Origin of the sequence: Rhodococcus sp. T9N (genome assembly GCF_024436645.1) — a bacterium.
Classification (GTDB): domain Bacteria; phylum Actinomycetota; class Actinomycetes; order Mycobacteriales; family Mycobacteriaceae; genus Rhodococcus_F; species Rhodococcus_F qingshengii.
Genome location: NZ_JAMSKS010000003.1, coordinates 335,666 through 350,403, shown reverse-complemented (window position 1 = coordinate 350,403; position 14,738 = coordinate 335,666). Strand labels below are relative to the sequence as shown.

Here is a 14,738-nt window from a genome sequence, read left to right as displayed (position 1 = left end):
GTCCGAGATATCCGGTTACAGGCGGATGTGTCGGACCCCACGTGCACACTCCAGCCATGACGACGAATAGAACATACATTCGAACCAGCGCTTCGGCGCAGACACTGCCATGGAACGGAGCGCGGGTGTCCACTCAGGAGGTCAGCCCTCAATCCGTTTCCGCGGTGCGAGATCTCGTTTCCGAACTGTCCGCGGCGTACGACCGCGGATGGCAGCCGGCGGATCTGATTCATCTGGCGCGTCGAAGCAAAGAAGCGTCCGACGCCGATCTCGCCGCCACCACCATCCTGTTCGACGCGAAGGCGTCGCGCGCCTCCGATCGCGCTCCGCTCGAATGGGTGGGGCAGTTGCAGACAATCGGCGAGCAGTATCCGAAGTCTCGGCACATCGCTTCTCGAATCACCGTGGACGACGACGTTTTTCGCTCCCTCGCGGCCGGCCTTCTGTTCCAGGATCCCTACTTCCTCGTTTCGCAGATCGTCGACGTCGCGCGATCGTGGATGCGCCTACCTCAGTGGACGGTGTTGCTCGCGCCACCATCCACCTGGCCGTCGCAACGCACCGATACCAGCTATGCCGGCGTCGGCGATACCGAGGTCGACGCCAAGGTACTCAAGCGAATTCGTGGACTACTCGCCAAAGCGGAAGCAACCAACTTCGCGGAAGAAGCCGAGATTTTCACCGCGAAGGCCCAGGAGTTGATGACCCGGTACGCCATCGACTCCGCACTGCTCCACAGTCGCGCCGGGGTCACCGACACATCCGTCAATGCCCGACGCATTCACATCGAGAACCCGTACGTGAAGGAAAAGGTTCACCTCCTGACCGAGATCGGCGAATCGAATCGTGTCAGGACTGTCTGGTTCAGCGACATTGCACTCGCGACCGTCGTCGGCACTCCGGTCGACCTTCAGCAAGTCGACATGCTGTTCACTTCCCTGCTCGTACAGGCAACCCGTGCAATGCAATTCGCCGACTCGAGCAATCGTGGCGGCTCACGCACCACCTCGTTCCGCAAGGGATTCCTGGCCGGGTTCGCCAGCCGCATCGGACACCGCCTGCGTGACGCCGGCACCAAAGCCACCGCCGAAGCGGCCGACGCGGCATCGATGGACGTCGCGGATCTTCTGCCGATCCTCGCCACCACATCCGAGGCCGTCGACGCCGAATTCGATCGATTGTTCCCGACAACCCGCAAGACTCGCGGACGGTCCGTGGACGCCGAAGGCTGGCACGCCGGCCAGGCTGCAGCCGACGACGCCAACCTGCGTCCCGGCGCACCCGCCGTGAACCGCTCCCGCTAGTCCTTTCGAGCGGCCAGGACCGTCTCGTACAACTCACGCTTGGAGACTCCGGCCGTTGCGACCAGAGCACACGCGTCCTTCAATCGTGCTCCCCCCTCGACCAGCCTTTCCACCTCGTCGACCAGATCGGCAGGATCAGATGCCACCAGCACTGCGCCTTCGAGCACCACCGTGATCTCACCGCGAACGCCCTCGGCGGCCCAAGCAGCTAACTCCCCGAGAGTGCCGCGCTTCACTTCCTCGTAGGTCTTGGTCAATTCCCGGCACACGGCCGCGCGGCGATTCGGCCCGAGCACTTCCACCGCATCTGCGAGGCAGTCGGCAAGGCGATGAGGCGCTTCGAAGAACACACACGCTCGCTGCTCGGTTGCCAAGGCAGAGAGCCACGTCTTGCGCTGCCCCTGCTTACGCGGCGGGAACCCGTCGAAGCAGAACCGCTCGACGGGCAATCCGGAGAGTGCCAGCGCCGTCGTCACCGCCGACGGACCGGGCAAGCACGTGACGGCGAGGTTCTCGGCTACGCAGGCGGCGACAAGGCGATATCCGGGATCGCTGACCGACGGCATGCCCGCGTCCGTGACCAGCAGGACGGTCTTGCCTTCGGCGACGTCGGCGACCAGCGCGGGCAGCCGGGAAATCTCGACCTGATCGTAGAAACTGACGATCTTCCCGGTGATGGTTACCTCGAGCGCGGACGCCAGAGACTTGGTGCGTCGTGTGTCCTCCGCAGCAACGACGTCGGCGGTTGCGAGAGCAGACCGAAGACGCGGAGACGCGTCACCGACATCTCCCATGGGTGTTGCGGCGAGTACCAAGCGACCAGTCATACCTGACAGCCTACGATTGCCAGGTGACTGTGCAGACGGACGAGCGGCCAACGCCCGCCACGAGCGATCGGGTAATGCGTAGTCCCGGCCCGCTGGTACCGGATCCTGATTTCGGCCCGACCGACAGATTGCGCGGCTGGATTGTCACCGCTTTCGTCACCGCTATCGCGGCGATCACACGCTTCACGATGCTCGCCTACCCGACCGACGCCGGCACACCTGTCTTCGACGAGAAGCACTACGTTCCGCAGGGCTGGCAAGTTCTGACCGGTGGCGGCATCGAAGACAATCCCGGTTACGGATTGGTGGTACACCCGCCGATCGGTAAGCAGATGATCGCGATCGGCGAAGCACTCTTCGGTTACAACGGTTGGGGGTGGCGATTCTCGTCGGCCCTGGTCGGGACACTGATGGTCTTGCTGATCATCCGGATCGTGCGCCGCATGACGCGGTCCACGCTGATCGGCGCGATTGCCGGAATCCTGCTCATCGTCGACGGCGTCACCTTCGTCTCCTCACGCCTGGGAATGCTCGACATCTTCCTGGCTTTCTTCGTTCTCGCCGCCCTCGGATGCCTGGTGGTCGATCGCGACCAAGTCCGCGAACGGATGGCGAAGGTATACGAAGAGGGCCGAATCGGCGACTCTGCCTGGGGTCCGCGGCTGGGTTTCCGGTGGTGGAGGTTCGGCGCCGGCATCCTGCTCGGCCTGGCCTGCGGAACCAAGTGGTCCGGCATGTACTTCATTCCGTTCTTCGGATTGCTCAGTGTTGCCTTCGACCTGTCAGCGCGCCGCGCCTACCGCGTGCAGCGCCCATGGGTCGGCACCGCAGTTCGCGACATCGGGCCTGCTCTGTATGCGTTGGTGATCATTCCGCTCGGTGTGTACCTCGCGAGCTACTGGGCCTGGTTCACCAGCGAGACCGGCGTCGACCGTCACGCCGTCGGTAACGAGATCGGTGAGGGCGGCACGTGGAGCTTCATTCCCTCCGCGCTGCGCTCACTCTGGTACTACAGCGGAAACGTTCTCCAGTTCCACGCCGGTCTGACCAACTCCGCCGGAAACCACCACCCGTGGGAGTCGAAACCGTGGACGTGGCCGATGGGGCTACGACCGATGCTCTACTACTACGCCGACGGCGAGCAGGTCACCGGTTGCGGGGCCGCCAGCTGCGTCAAGGCCGTGATGCTGATCGGCACACCGGCGATGTGGTGGCTGGCCCTACCGATGTTGGCGTGGGCGATCTGGCAGACGTTCGTGCGCAGGGACTGGCGATACGCCGTGGTCCTGACGGGCTACGGTGCCGCTTACCTCCCGTGGTTCGCGACGCTCGACCGCCAGATGTACTACTTCTACGCAGTTGCACTCGCCCCGTTCATGGTCATGGGATTTGCGCTGGTCCTCGGCGATGTACTGGGCAAGGCGAGCGCGTCCGTCGAGCGTCGTACCACCGGACTTCTGGCAGTCAGTCTGTACATCGGTCTGGTCGTGGCCAACTTCGTCTACCTCTGGCCGATACTCACCGCCATGCCGATCACGCCGGAATCGTGGCAGAACCATCTGTGGTTGCCCAGCTGGAAATAACCGGACGACAAAAGGGGCACCGAACCGCAGTTCGGTGCCCCTTCACGGTTCAAGTCCTACTCCGCTCAAGTCCTACTCCACTGACTTATCCACACGGCGTCCTCGGCGCGGGCGTAGGAGAGCACGTTTCTGCTCCTTCGCCGCAATGATGATCGGGTCGTGCGAAAGATCCTTGTACAGCGAGAAGCACAGTCCGATCATGACCAGCACGAACGGCGCCGCAGCGATGATCGTCATGGTCTGCAAGCCGTCGAGCGCTTCGGAACCACCGGTCCACAGCAGAAGCGCCGCGACGCCACCGGTCAACATGCCCCAGAACACCACGACCCAGCGACTCGGTTCGAGCGTTCCGCGCTGCGAGAGCGTCCCCATCACCATCGACGCAGCGTCGGCGCCGGAGACGAAGAACACTGCGACGAGCAGCATGACCAGGACAGTCGTCACTCCGGCCAACGGCAGATTGTCGAGCATGCCGAACAGTTGAGCCTCTTCCGAGCCTCGGCCGGACAAGCCGATTCCGTCGCGTTCCTCGCCGATGCCCGCGCCGCCGAAGATCGCGAACCAGAGCAAGCTGACAGTCGTGGGAACGGCGATGACGCCGACGATGAACTGGCGGATCGTGCGGCCGCGGCTGATGCGGGCCAGGAACATGCCGACGAACGGCGTCCAGGACACCCACCATGCCCAGTAGAAGATCGTCCACGACGAAAGCCACGCGCCGGTTTCAGGATTCGACGATGCACCCGTGCGGGCCGACATCTGGGCGAGGTCGGAAACGTATGCACCAATGGTCGTCGGGAGCAGATTGAGAATCAGCACGGTCGGCCCGAGAACGAACACGAACAGGGCCAAGATCAGCGCTAGCACCATGTTGATGTTGGAGAGCCACTGAATTCCCTTGGCCACACCGGAAACTGCCGAAGCGACGAACGCCAGGGTCAGCACCGCAACGATGGCCACGAGCAGGAATACGCCGGCCTCTTCCATCCAGCCGACTACCTCGAAACCGGAGCCGATCTGAAGTGCGCCGAGCCCCAAAGATGCTGCGGTGCCGAAAAGTGTCGCAAAGATTGCCAGGATGTCGATGACCTTGCCGATCGGCCCTTCGGCTTTGCGACCGAGCAACGGGATGAAGGCCGAACTGAACAGTTGCTTGCGTCCTCGGCGATACGACCCGTACGCAATGGCAAGGCCCACAACGGCATACATCGCCCAAGGATGAAGACCCCAGTGAAACATGGTGGTAGCCATGGCAGTTCCGACGCCACCGTCGGTACCGGGAGGCGGAGTCACGTAGTGCGCAAGCGGTTCCGCGACACCGAAGAACATCAGGCCGATGCCCATGCCGGCGCTGAACATCATGGCGATCCAGCTGACGGTTCGGAACTCGGGCTTCTCACCGTCTTTGCCCAGCGGAATGTCGCCGAATCGACTGACAGCGAGGTAGATGGAAAACAGCACGAAAGCCGAAGCTGCGAGTACGAAGAGCCAGCCGATGTTCGTCACCAACCAGCCGAGAACACTTCCGGTTACCGAGTTCAGGTTGTCGGGAGCTACGAGACCCCACACGACAATAGCCAGCACCGCTGCGGCCGCCACGGAAAACACCACGTAGTCGGTCCGAACGCCTACCCGAGTAAAGCCCGTCTCCGGGCGCTCTTCGTTGGCCCCGGAATCTTGTTCGGATCGATCAGATTTCGTCACCATAGATGACTACGTTCGTCACTTTGTGGGCCAAAAGCAAGCTGGAAGGCGGGCTCAACAGCCGTTGAACCCGCCTTCTCACCCCGATCAAGCTGGGGTTTTAACCCAACCGTTGCCCTTGCCGATCAATCCGTCGATGCTGATGCGTCCTGCGCCGATAACAGCGATCAAGAGCGAACCGACACCGAGTGCGACGACGAGTTCATAGCCGCCGTTGTCTATGAAGACGCCCTTGTCGGCGTGCACGATGAAGAACGCGCCGACCATGTCGAGGAACAGCAGTGCGCCGACGAGCGGGGTCAGCAGACCCGCGATGAGCAGGATGCCGCCACCGAGTTCGATGGATGCTGCCAGAACTGCAGAAATCTTGGGGAGCGGGGCGCCCATCCCTTCGAATGCGGCCTGCGTTCCGGCGATCTTGTAGGTGAAGAACTTCTGCCAACCGTGGGCGATGAAGATGATCCCGAGGCCGACACGGGCGATGAGGAGTCCGAGGTCACGAGCAATCGACGAATTCATGAGCCAAGACTGACAGCTTTAAGTTGAAGCGTCAACTTAATCAATGTGTCACGCACCTCTCAATGCCGACTCCACCATGGCGACGATCTCAGTGTCGGAGTACCCGAGCGAGCGGACCTTATGCGCAAACGCGGTCGCCGCCTGCTCCGCCTGCGCCTGCACCGGATCGGTCCCCGAAGCGATGAACGTCCCTTGCTTTCCCCTCGTCTCGATCACGCCCTGATCGCTGAGCGCGCGATAAGCCTTCGCGACGGTGTTGGCCGCCAATCCCAGCTCCGAGGCCAATGCACGCACCGTCGGGATCTTGGTTCCCGCAATCAATCCGCCGCCGTGAACCTGCTCGATAATCTGTTGCCGCAGTTGGTCGTACGGAGCTGTGGAGGAATCGTGTTCGATCGCGATCTTCATCGTCACCCTCGTCGTATCTTCTCGGTCACAGCATCTTCTCTCTCACAAACCCTCGATCGCTTCGCGGATCGTATGCGGGCCGGAGGTCAGAACCAATATCTTGCCGACACTGGACGGCGCGTCGATGAGCGCTTCGATCACTGCGGCGACATCTGCACGAGGCACAGAGCCTCGATCGACGGGTGGCTCTGCAAGAAGGACTTCACCGGTGGGGTCGTCGTCTGTCAGAAGTCCTGGCCGAAGAATCGTCCAATCCAGCGAAGTCCTTGTCTTCAGGTCTTCCTCCGCTGCCGTCTTCGCCCGCAGGTAGGCGGCAAAAATCTCGTCGGTGTTCTCCGGTATTTCGTCACCAGCACCCATGGCGCTGATCTGTATGAACCGACGCACTCCCGCTTTCTCGGCGGCATCGGCCAACAGCACCGCCGCAGCTCGGTCTACGGAGTCCTTCCGCTCGATCGAGCTACCAGGTCCGGCGCCCGCGGCGAAGACCGCGACGTCGGCACCGTCGAGTACCTTCGCAACTTCCTCGACCGTGGAGGATTCCAGATCGATCACCACGGGGAACGCGCCGAGTGTGCGGACCGCACCCTCGTGCGCGGAGTTGCGGATCAGCGCTACCGGCCGATCACCATGTCCTGCCAGCAGGTACGTCAGGTGCTGCGCGATCTTGCCGTGCCCACCGGCAATGACCACGCGCCGTTCGTCCACACTTCGATGTTCCGTCATCGTTTTCTCCTCACAAGTCGGTACTTCAAGTGCAGCGCGCCGGAGGTGTCCGTTGTTCCCCTGTTTGTCCCACGAGTTCGGACACAGAGGCAGAATGACGGACATGGCATCTGCAACCATCTTCCACAATCAACGGTGCAACACGTCGCGGACTGTTCTCGGACTTATCCGCGACGCCGGCATCGAACCGACCATTGTGAAGTACCTCGATACTCCGCCTACCCGATCCGAGCTGGAAAAACTCCTCGCCGACGCCGGCCTCGAGCCCAGCCAAGCCGTTCGCAAGCGCGAAACGCAGTACAAGGAACTCGGGCTCGCCGATGCATCCGAATCCGAGATCCTCGACGCGATGATCGAGCACCCAATTCTGATCGACCGCCCGTTCGTGGTCACCGACAAAGGCACCGTCCTCGCGCGGCCTGCAGCCAAGGTGGAAGAAATTCTCTGACAGCGTCGACGGCTTACAGCGGATCGCGGGCGATCGGGCAGGACATGCACCGAGGACCACCTCGGCCGGACCCCAGTTCCGAACCCGCGATTCGCAAAACCTCGATACCCGAGGCCTCCAGCCTGGCGTTCGTTTCGACGTTGCGCTCGTAAGCGACGACGACGCCAGGCTCGACGGCGAGGGTGTTGTTTCCGTCGTCCCACTGCTCACGCTCGGCAGTCACCGTGTCGAGTCCGGTGTCGATCACACGCAGTTTTCCGATTCCCATGGCGTCGGCCGCCGCTTCGAGGAACGGCGTCGCACCGCGAATACTCACCCCGTCGTCTTCCTTGCGCAGAGTGAACGCCGCCAGGGTGTCCTGAATGGCCGGATACATGACGACCGCGTCGGCCTCGACCATGGTGCAGACCGTGTCGAGATGCATCGACGCTCGGCGTTGCTCGATCGGAACAACCAACACCGTGTGGGCGAGGCCGTCGTCGAACACGCTACGCGCCAATGCTTCTGCTCCGGCGGGTGACGTACGTTCACCGACACCGATTGCGATCACCCCCGGCGCGAGAAGCAGCACGTCACCTCCCTCGACAGGAGCCGTGTGCGACTCGTACGCGCGGCGCACGCCTTTGAATCGAGGGTGATGCGCGTAGACGAGATCCGTTATCGAGGATTCGCGAGCTCGCGCTGACAACGCCAAGGACGTGATGATGACCCGTGGCCCGACCCAGAACGACGAATCACGGGTGAAGAGCAAGTTGGGCAACGGGTCGATCACGAAGTCACCGCCGTGATGCATCCTGCGCACCAACGAGGTCGAGTCGGCATCGATCGGCAATTCGTCGAACGTCATTCCTGCAGTAAGGATCGACGAAAGCTCCTTCGGCTCCACCTTTCGCAGGTAGGCGGCCAGGTGTTGCCCGAGCGCGTGGCCGATCTTGCGTGCGTCGACGGCGGCCGCGATTCCCTGGATCCTCGCTGCGCCACTGACCTCGAGCGCCTCGGTGAGGAGATCGGACAAAAGCAGTACCTCGACGCCGCGCTCACGAAGGACGGTCGCAAACTGATCGTGTTCTTCCTGCGCGCGGTCCACCCACGGCAACGCGTCGAACAGCAGCTCGTCGTTGTTGCGCGGAGTCAATCGTTTCAACTCGTCGCCAGGACGATGAAGAATGACCGATCGCAATCGGCCCACCTCGGAATCGACACCGAGGGGGACGGAGCCAGAAGCGTTCATGAGTGAACACTAATCCCGTAGGCCCCACCCAGCAGGGATAAGCAGCTGTCGTACCGGCCCGCGTAACGTCTGATCCGACGCAGGCGAGAGGACCAGGCAATGAGTAGTACGGATCAGGCGGCGCTGAACGGCGCCGGAATCGAGAGGTTCACCGGGCGCTGGGTCGGCGCTGGAGCCGGACATTTCCCCACCATCGACGACTTCGAGTACTCCGAGGAGATCGAGTTCGCGCCCACCCCGAAACCGTTTCTCACCTACTCGTCGCGCACTCGTGGGCTCCCCGACGGACGACCGCTTCACATGGAATCGGGATACCTGCGCCCAACACCGGGTGGTGAGCTCGAATTGCTGGTCAGCCAGCCCACCGGATTCGTCGAGATCCATCGCGGCACCCTCGACTCCGAAGGCACTCTCGCCTTGACCCGTCTCACGCTCGCAGCATCACCCGACGCAAAACCGGTTCACGACGTTCGGCGAGTCATGCGCGTTCAGGGCGACACGCTGACATACGACCTGTGGATGGCGCACGGCGACACCCCGCTGACGCATCATCTCCACGCCACCCTCCACCGCGCGACGGACCGGTAGTCGCCATGGAGATGCCGTCGTGGAAGGCAAAGGAACTCACGCCCGGCCAGCTCTCCGAGCGCAGCGGTGTCGCCGTCTCTGCCCTGCATTTCTACGAACGAGAAGGCCTCATCGTCAGTCGCCGGACCAGCGGAAACCAGCGCCGATACCAACGAGACACGCTTCGACGCGTCGCCTTCATCAGAATCTCGCAACGCGTCGGCATTCCGCTGTCGGAAATCAGAGAGGCCCTCGGCACACTTCCTGAAGGCCGTACCCCGAACCGCGCAGATTGGGAAAGATTGTCGACCGGGTGGCGGCGCCACCTCGATCTACGCATCGAGCAACTGGAACGTCTACGGGACAACCTCACCGGTTGCATCGGTTGCGGGTGCCTCTCGTTGGAGGGGTGCGCCCTCGCCAACCCGCACGATCAACTCGCATCCGCCGGCCCGGGTGCGCGCGTTCTGGAAGTAGATTTCGGTGCAGACTCAGGCGAGAAATGACTCGACGGCGTCCCGATCGCGCCCCAACAAGTCCTCGACGGTCTTCTTCAGCAACTTCTCGATCTGGCCGCCGATGATCGGCATCTTCACCTCAGCCGTTCCGTCGACGACCAACCGCGTGCAGGACTCGGCGGCGGTGAGATCGAGCGTCGTCTCGATTCGGATCGGCAGTCCCCGCGCGATTCCGGTGACCGACCCTGCTGCACGCCCGTCCGACAGAGGTCCCCACCGATCGACCCGTTTCAGACCGAGCCGACTCGGCGCAACCTTGGCGACCAGGCTCGGGAGGGAGGCGGAGTCGATTTCCTCGGACACGGATACTTCGATCGATCCGTCTCGAACTTCGATGTCCGAGGTGGCATAAAGGTCTCCGAGTCTGCCTTTCCAATAATTCGGGTCGGTCAAAGTTCGATGCACGTCGTCGATCGGATATTTGAATTCGATATCGAAGTGAAAACTCTTCGGCATGACTTTGGTCCCTATTCGACTAGATAAAAGTCCCGGCGGAGTTAACGCTCATCGCTTGAGCAATTTACTGAACTGGTCGTTCGCTTTTTGCATCACGAACTCGTAAGGCAGGGCGAATTTGCGCGCCCACCAGTATCCGAATCGGATGTCATTGGACGTATATACGAGGTACGTATTCTTCTCGATTCCCCGCAGAATGCACGACGCCACCTTCTCCGGGGAGACAGCACGCGCCTCGAACCGGTGCGTGAGTTTTTCGACCCGCGGGTCGTTCCTGTCGATACCCGCTATTTCCACGGTTCCCACCAATGGCGTCTTCACCCCACCCGGCACAACCAGACTGACCCCGATTCCGTGCCGCTTCAGATCGAATCGCAGCACCTCGGACACCCCGCGAAGGCCGAACTTGCTCGCACTGTAGGCGGCGTGCCACGGCAGGGCCAAAAGTCCGGCAGCCGAAGACACGTTGACCAGGTGTCCACCCTTGCCGACACGAATCATGGGTGGAACAAACGTCTCCATGACATGGATCGGCCCCATCAGGTTGACGTCCACCATGGACTTCCAATGCCGATGTTCGAGGTTCTCGATAGTTCCCCACGCTGAAATGCCGGCGATATTCATGACGACATCCATCGAAGAAAATTGAGTGTGAATCTCGGTACCGAATTTCACGACCTCGTCGTAGTCCGAGATATCGAGTGCCTTCGCCATGCTGACCGTGCCGCCGCCGGCGCCGACCATCGCGACCGTCTCTTCCAATCCGACGCTGTTGATATCGGTGAGAAACAATTCGGCGCCGACCTCTGATGCACGCAGCGCAGTTGCACGTCCAATTCCACTACCGGCGCCGGTGATCAGGCATTTCTTGCCGTCGAGCGACCTTACAGACATGGATGAACACTCCCCCGCACTCGTACTGTGGACATGCGGGAAAGTCTACGCACGCACGGTGCGGCCGCCCTGAAACACGCAAGACGACCTGCGGGGCACGGCCGTACTCCGCGCAAACACCGCACAGAGACGACCGCAGCGAGCACTAGAGACGCTGCATCATCTGCTCTTGATAGCCCTTGACCGTACGGTCGAGTTCTTCCGCCGCTACATCGTCCCCACGCTTGCGTGCGTCGTGGGCTCGATCCTGAATTTCACGGATTGCGCGGCGCAATTCATCATCGCTCATCGTGTGTTTCATGTCACAATTCTGCACCCACTCGGAGGGTTTAGCTAGCACAGATCGCAATCCGGCAAACCGTTCAGGGTTCAACCTCGAGGTGATCCGCATGACATCGCAACCAGCCACCCTGATCGCGACCCCAAACCTTCAAACATCGCTTGAACTGCAGTTTTTCAATCGAAATAGTTGTGAAAAACCAGGCTAACGCATAGCTAATATCGCCAAAACGGGTAAAAGGTTTGATATTGGGCAGATTGGCCAAGTACTGGAAGGTTCGAATAGCGCAGTCGTAGCTGCACATTTCCGTGTGGCGGAAACTCAATGTGCGCTGAGACATAGCTGAGCACTCATTGGCCGGACGAATCGAATCTCGGACACATTTGACAACTAGTCCACTAAACAGACTACGGTGAGCTACCGATCGGTTATCCGCGTGATACCGTAGGATTCACTGAACGGACAATTGCTAGCTAGAGAGGATTACGGGGCGGTTCACAATGGCTGACTTTGCAGAACGATTGAACAAACTGTTCGACAGTGTTCATCCTCCGGGGCGCAAACCCCATACCAACGCCGAGGTTGCGGCAGCGCTCATCGAAGACGGCCATCAGATCTCCAAGCCGTACATCTCGCAGCTCCGCTCGGGACAGCGCACCAACCCCTCAGACGAGACAGTCGCAGCCTTCGCCCGGTTCTTCAAGGTGAAGCCCGACTACTTCTTCAACGACATCTACGCAGCCAAGATCGATCACGATCTCGAACTGCTCTCACAGCTCCAAGGCTACGGGCTTCGCCGCCTCTCGAGCCGTGCATTCGACCTCTCGGAAGAATCGCAGAATCTACTCACCACGATGGCTGAAAAGCTCCGCGCGAGTGAAGGTTTGCCAGAGGTTCCGCCTGACGCGTCACGCTGATGTGAACGTGCTGAAGCACTGACTCGATCTCGAGCACTGCAATGACATGGAGTAGGTCGACTACGAACGTCGACCTACTTTTGTCGTTTCATCGAGTTCTTTCGCCAACAACAACACCCATCGGCGCGCCGACATCTTCTCAGGAGGCGCAATCCACCTGGTGTCCAACACATCCGAGGCCAAGGGATCGGCGATCCACCCCGCCAAAATCCCCGCGTGTGCAGTGACGGCCCGCGGCGGTTCCTGACCACCGACGTCGAACATCCCGGCGCCGGACTGGATGTACATCGCATCCATGATCTGCGCGATCATGTCCGATGCCCGCAGCACAGACGTACTCCCGGCGCTGTCCGCGTCGACTACCTCGGGGAATCGCTTGACGAGAAGCGCGTGCATCCGCCGCAGCCGGTACAGATCTCGTCGCGCACGTAACCAGGTCTCGAGAAGCACCCACGTGATGCCCAGCGCAATCAGAACACTCGAGGCAGCGATGAACCACACCCCTGCGCCCGTCCAGATATCCGATTCGAGTGCGCCGGTGCCACCGATCGATTCGACAAGCATCACGACGACCACGACGAGCAGGATCGACGAACCGGTCACGATCAACGCGATTCCGCGCCCCAACGGCGCCCACGCAACGTGCCGTAGCCCCGTCGAAATGACAAGGGACAGAGCGACGATGATAAAGATCAGAGCCGGCGCCGGGTAGCCGAAGAGAACCGCGATCGCCACCAGGAGCCCCACCGAGTACAGCACGGTGGCGAGGCCGCGCATAGCCGGACGTGACATCACAGGCCAGGCAGACACGGCGCCGACTGCACTGGCCGCAGACAACGCTGTCCACAAGACGATGACGATCATCGCGGCGGCATGCTGCTCCGGCGCAATGCGATCGACGATGTCCCATACCGCCGGCACCATGACCGTCGACGACAATGCGACCGAGAAGCCTGCAAAGACCATCGACATTCGCAACGGCGTCGCGGTGCGCGCGACAACTCGACCCAGTCTCGCGCCGGCTGCAACCCAGACGAGAAGGGCCACAGCCCAAAAGATCATCCGATCGCCTCGTCGTACCGCAACACCGACAGCGGTGTCCCACGGCCACTCATCGTTCGCAGACGCATGATCAACATCGACGCGAACGTCTCGGCTTCCCACTCCGCGATGTCATCCATCGGCACGGGTTCGTTGCGCCGCAGAGAACGTTGACTCAACATGTAGGCGATCAAATCGTCACTGACCTCGAGCGTCGCCTCGGCGATCTCGGCACCCTCGTGCCGAAACACTATGTGCCCCAACTCATGTGCCAGAGTTCGCTCGACATTGGGAAGTCCGGGGGCCAAGACAATGACGTCGTGGTCGTCGTAGGCTCGGCGCTGACCGCACACTCCGGTGGCGAGCGGGGTTTCCAGATCGATCTCGATCGGGCGCCCACGCTCGCGGGCGACTGTCTGCACTACCGTCAGCAGTGACACAGCCTCCGACGACGCTGCTGCGTCGCATACGGCATCCACCGCGGCCAGAACGCGGCGATGTGAACGTCTGTCCGGCACGACTCACGCACCTCCCTGTGATCCGGGTGCCAGGAATTCGGCACGCGCGGCAGCCAATCGCGCCTTCTGCAGCGATGCTCCGCGGAAAGTCAGTGCTCCCGCACCGGCCGCTACCACTGCCATTCCGCCTACACCGCCGGCGACGGCGGCGGCGTTGAGAATCGGCGGAAGCCCTTGAGTGAACGCCGTCGGAAATGCCTGCGGGTTGTCAGTCGGAGCCGCGACGTTCGGAACGTTCGACGGTACCTGCGGAGCTACGGGTGCGGGTGCGGCCAGAACCTCGGGTGCGGAAGGGGCTGCGACTGCGCCCGGCGCAGCGTTTGCCGGTCCACCGGCAGAGGGTGCAGGCGGTCCACCGGCAGAGGGTGCAGGCGCTCCGCCGCCCGCTGACGGTCCCTGCGGATCAGACGGTCCAGCCGGCGGAGCCGCTACCGCGGACGACTGCTCGGAACTCGGCTGCGATTCGGAAGGAGACTGTGTCTCGGAGGGTGCTTGGCTCGAAGGACTCTCGGTCTGCGAAGTTGCGTTGGTCGCAGAAGTTGCGTTGGTCGCGGGGGAAGCGCTGCTGCTCGGACGTTGCGACGCCGAAGGGTTGGTCGTGGGCTCAGTCGTGGTCGTGGGATCAGTCGTCGTGGGCTCAGTCGTGGTCGGCTCAGTCGTCGTGGGCTCAGTCGTGGTCGTGGGCTCAGTCGTCGTGGGCTCAGTCGTGGTCGTCGGCTCAGTCGTCGTGGGCTCAGTCGTGGTCGTCGGCTCAGTCGTCGTGGTCGGCTCAGTCGTCGTGGTCGGCTCAGTCGTCG

18 protein-coding genes are annotated in these 14,738 nt (G+C 61.8%); 6 read left to right on the top strand and 12 right to left on the bottom strand.

What is annotated here, in order from left to right; genetic code table 11:
* The first annotated feature begins 56 nt into the window (after window positions 1-56).
* A complete protein-coding gene (locus tag M1L53_RS08130) occupies window positions 57-1,304 on the top strand; it encodes a DUF2786 domain-containing protein (protein WP_202425863.1) in 1,248 nt (415 codons plus the stop codon).
* On the opposite strand, the gene rsmI is transcribed toward M1L53_RS08130, so the two are convergent.
* On the bottom strand, window positions 1,301-2,131 hold the full coding sequence (gene rsmI, locus M1L53_RS08125; RefSeq protein WP_003946264.1) for a 16S rRNA (cytidine(1402)-2'-O)-methyltransferase: 831 nt from the start codon (window positions 2,129-2,131) through the stop codon (window positions 1,301-1,303). The two genes, M1L53_RS08130 and rsmI, sit on opposite strands and share 4 nt — an antisense overlap.
* 74 nt (window positions 2,132-2,205) lie before the next feature.
* Between rsmI and M1L53_RS08120 the strand changes: the two genes are divergently transcribed.
* The gene (locus M1L53_RS08120; protein WP_054188802.1) at window positions 2,206-3,714 is read left to right on the top strand and encodes a dolichyl-phosphate-mannose--protein mannosyltransferase; all 1,509 of its coding nucleotides are present in this window, start codon (window positions 2,206-2,208) and stop codon (window positions 3,712-3,714) included.
* Window positions 3,715-3,786: 72 nt separating this feature from the next.
* Here the strand turns inward: M1L53_RS08120 and M1L53_RS08115 are convergent, their stop codons facing one another.
* The 4 genes from M1L53_RS08115 to M1L53_RS08100 form a co-directional block, all read right to left on the bottom strand.
* The gene (locus tag M1L53_RS08115) at window positions 3,787-5,421 is read right to left on the bottom strand and encodes a BCCT family transporter (protein ID WP_054188803.1); all 1,635 of its coding nucleotides are present in this window, start codon (window positions 5,419-5,421) and stop codon (window positions 3,787-3,789) included.
* Window positions 5,422-5,505: 84 nt separating this feature from the next.
* The gene (locus tag M1L53_RS08110; protein WP_003946228.1) at window positions 5,506-5,937 is read right to left on the bottom strand and encodes a DoxX family protein; all 432 of its coding nucleotides are present in this window, start codon (window positions 5,935-5,937) and stop codon (window positions 5,506-5,508) included.
* A gap of 48 nt (window positions 5,938-5,985) precedes the next feature.
* Entirely contained in the window at window positions 5,986-6,345 is a 360-nt protein-coding gene (locus M1L53_RS08105) for a GntR family transcriptional regulator (RefSeq protein ID WP_003946225.1), read from the bottom strand.
* 42 nt (window positions 6,346-6,387) lie between these two features.
* Window positions 6,388-7,071, bottom strand: a complete 684-nt coding sequence (locus M1L53_RS08100) for an SDR family oxidoreductase (RefSeq protein WP_050654500.1) — start codon at window positions 7,069-7,071, stop codon at window positions 6,388-6,390.
* A 94-nt stretch (window positions 7,072-7,165) separates the two neighbouring features.
* Here M1L53_RS08100 and arsC point away from each other — a divergent pair, with 94 nt between their 5' ends.
* Entirely contained in the window at window positions 7,166-7,519 is a 354-nt protein-coding gene (gene arsC, locus M1L53_RS08095) for an arsenate reductase (glutaredoxin) (RefSeq protein ID WP_054188804.1), read from the top strand.
* Between the two features lie 13 nt (window positions 7,520-7,532).
* Here the strand turns inward: arsC and arcA are convergent, their stop codons facing one another.
* The gene (gene arcA, locus M1L53_RS08090) at window positions 7,533-8,750 is read right to left on the bottom strand and encodes an arginine deiminase (RefSeq protein ID WP_003946210.1); all 1,218 of its coding nucleotides are present in this window, start codon (window positions 8,748-8,750) and stop codon (window positions 7,533-7,535) included.
* A gap of 99 nt (window positions 8,751-8,849) precedes the next feature.
* Here arcA and M1L53_RS08085 point away from each other — a divergent pair, with 99 nt between their 5' ends.
* Entirely contained in the window at window positions 8,850-9,338 is a 489-nt protein-coding gene (locus M1L53_RS08085) for an FABP family protein (RefSeq protein WP_003946270.1), read from the top strand.
* A gap of 5 nt (window positions 9,339-9,343) precedes the next feature.
* Window positions 9,344-9,823, top strand: coding sequence for a redox-sensitive transcriptional activator SoxR (gene soxR / locus M1L53_RS08080; RefSeq protein WP_050654499.1), 480 nt, complete (start codon window positions 9,344-9,346; stop codon window positions 9,821-9,823).
* Here the strand turns inward: soxR and M1L53_RS08075 are convergent.
* The 3 genes from M1L53_RS08075 to M1L53_RS08065 form a co-directional block, all read right to left on the bottom strand.
* Window positions 9,809-10,291 (bottom strand): DUF2505 domain-containing protein, encoded by a 483-nt coding sequence (locus tag M1L53_RS08075; protein ID WP_030536322.1) that lies wholly within the window; start codon window positions 10,289-10,291, stop codon window positions 9,809-9,811. The genes soxR and M1L53_RS08075 overlap by 15 nt on opposite strands.
* 48 nt (window positions 10,292-10,339) lie before the next feature.
* Window positions 10,340-11,185 (bottom strand): SDR family oxidoreductase, encoded by an 846-nt coding sequence (locus M1L53_RS08070; RefSeq protein WP_054188805.1) that lies wholly within the window; start codon window positions 11,183-11,185, stop codon window positions 10,340-10,342.
* Window positions 11,186-11,330: 145 nt separating this feature from the next.
* Window positions 11,331-11,486 (bottom strand): hypothetical protein, encoded by a 156-nt coding sequence (locus M1L53_RS08065; RefSeq protein ID WP_003946253.1) that lies wholly within the window; start codon window positions 11,484-11,486, stop codon window positions 11,331-11,333.
* Window positions 11,487-11,965: 479 nt separating this feature from the next.
* On the opposite strand from M1L53_RS08065, the gene M1L53_RS08060 reads away from it, so the two are divergent.
* Window positions 11,966-12,382 (top strand): helix-turn-helix domain-containing protein, encoded by a 417-nt coding sequence (locus M1L53_RS08060; protein WP_003946231.1) that lies wholly within the window; start codon window positions 11,966-11,968, stop codon window positions 12,380-12,382.
* 60 nt (window positions 12,383-12,442) lie between these two features.
* On the opposite strand, the gene M1L53_RS08055 is transcribed toward M1L53_RS08060, so the two are convergent.
* From M1L53_RS08055 to M1L53_RS08045, 3 genes are all read right to left on the bottom strand, one after another.
* Window positions 12,443-13,444: a hypothetical protein gene (locus M1L53_RS08055; RefSeq protein ID WP_003946245.1), complete on the bottom strand. Its 1,002-nt coding sequence runs from the start codon at window positions 13,442-13,444 to the stop codon at window positions 12,443-12,445.
* A complete protein-coding gene (locus M1L53_RS08050; protein WP_003946241.1) occupies window positions 13,441-13,941 on the bottom strand; it encodes an ImmA/IrrE family metallo-endopeptidase in 501 nt (166 codons plus the stop codon). Before M1L53_RS08050 ends, M1L53_RS08055 begins: the two co-directional genes overlap by 4 nt.
* Before the next feature lie 3 nt (window positions 13,942-13,944).
* On the bottom strand, window positions 13,945-14,738 hold a 794-nt coding region (locus M1L53_RS08045), incomplete at its 5' end, for a hypothetical protein (protein WP_261949215.1).

Excerpts from the sequence above, each read along its gene's own strand:
- M1L53_RS08130 (WP_202425863.1), top strand. The coding sequence starts at position 57 with ATGACGACGAATAGAACATACATTCGAACCAGCGCTTCGGCGCAGACA.
- rsmI (WP_003946264.1), bottom strand. The coding sequence starts at position 2,131 with ATGACTGGTCGCTTGGTACTCGCCGCAACACCCATGGGAGATGTCGGT.
- M1L53_RS08120 (WP_054188802.1), top strand. The coding sequence starts at position 2,206 with ATGCGTAGTCCCGGCCCGCTGGTACCGGATCCTGATTTCGGCCCGACC.
- M1L53_RS08115 (WP_054188803.1), bottom strand. The coding sequence starts at position 5,421 with ATGGTGACGAAATCTGATCGATCCGAACAAGATTCCGGGGCCAACGAA.
- M1L53_RS08110 (WP_003946228.1), bottom strand. The coding sequence starts at position 5,937 with ATGAATTCGTCGATTGCTCGTGACCTCGGACTCCTCATCGCCCGTGTC.
- M1L53_RS08105 (WP_003946225.1), bottom strand. The coding sequence starts at position 6,345 with ATGAAGATCGCGATCGAACACGATTCCTCCACAGCTCCGTACGACCAA.
- M1L53_RS08100 (WP_050654500.1), bottom strand. The coding sequence starts at position 7,071 with ATGACGGAACATCGAAGTGTGGACGAACGGCGCGTGGTCATTGCCGGT.
- arsC (WP_054188804.1), top strand. The coding sequence starts at position 7,166 with ATGACGGACATGGCATCTGCAACCATCTTCCACAATCAACGGTGCAAC.
- arcA (WP_003946210.1), bottom strand. The coding sequence starts at position 8,750 with ATGAACGCTTCTGGCTCCGTCCCCCTCGGTGTCGATTCCGAGGTGGGC.
- M1L53_RS08085 (WP_003946270.1), top strand. The coding sequence starts at position 8,850 with ATGAGTAGTACGGATCAGGCGGCGCTGAACGGCGCCGGAATCGAGAGG.
- soxR (WP_050654499.1), top strand. The coding sequence starts at position 9,344 with ATGGAGATGCCGTCGTGGAAGGCAAAGGAACTCACGCCCGGCCAGCTC.
- M1L53_RS08075 (WP_030536322.1), bottom strand. The coding sequence starts at position 10,291 with ATGCCGAAGAGTTTTCACTTCGATATCGAATTCAAATATCCGATCGAC.
- M1L53_RS08070 (WP_054188805.1), bottom strand. The coding sequence starts at position 11,185 with ATGTCTGTAAGGTCGCTCGACGGCAAGAAATGCCTGATCACCGGCGCC.
- M1L53_RS08065 (WP_003946253.1), bottom strand. The coding sequence starts at position 11,486 with ATGAAACACACGATGAGCGATGATGAATTGCGCCGCGCAATCCGTGAA.
- M1L53_RS08060 (WP_003946231.1), top strand. The coding sequence starts at position 11,966 with ATGGCTGACTTTGCAGAACGATTGAACAAACTGTTCGACAGTGTTCAT.
- M1L53_RS08055 (WP_003946245.1), bottom strand. The coding sequence starts at position 13,444 with ATGATCTTTTGGGCTGTGGCCCTTCTCGTCTGGGTTGCAGCCGGCGCG.